The following is a 398-nucleotide window of genomic DNA, read 5'->3' as shown; positions in this document are numbered from 1 at the left end:
GGCGACCTGGTGAAGTGGCGCGCGGACGGGACCCTGGAGTTCGTCGGACGCGCCGACCACCAGCTCAAGCTGCGCGGCTTCCGGATCGAACTCGGCGAGATCGAGTCCGCTCTCATCCGGCACGCCGACCTCGCGCAGGCCGTCGTGGTCCTGCGTGAGGACCGGCCGGGCGACAAGCGCCTGGTGGCCTACGTCGTACCGACGGCCGGTGCCGCGCCCAAGCCGCAGGAGCTACGAAGCTTCACCGCCAGGACGCTGCCGGACTACATGGTGCCGGCGGCCGTGGTGGTCCTGACCGGGCTGCCGCTGACCCCGAACGGGAAACTGGACCGGAAGGCGCTGCCCGTACCGGACTTCGCCGCACTGACCTCCAGCCGAGGCCCCCGCACCGAGCGGGA

1 protein-coding gene is annotated in these 398 nt (G+C 71.9%); it reads left to right on the top strand.

The window, feature by feature from the left end; translation table 11 throughout:
* The coding region (locus tag ADK60_RS25225; RefSeq protein WP_159400577.1) for an AMP-binding enzyme at window positions 1-398 on the top strand (398 nt) is incomplete at both ends.

It is taken from the genome of Streptomyces sp. XY431 (assembly GCF_001279805.1).
Taxonomy (GTDB): domain Bacteria; phylum Actinomycetota; class Actinomycetes; order Streptomycetales; family Streptomycetaceae; genus Kitasatospora; species Kitasatospora purpeofusca.
Note: the sequence above shows the minus strand (reverse complement) of the source record. Positions and strands in the feature narration are given on the sequence as shown.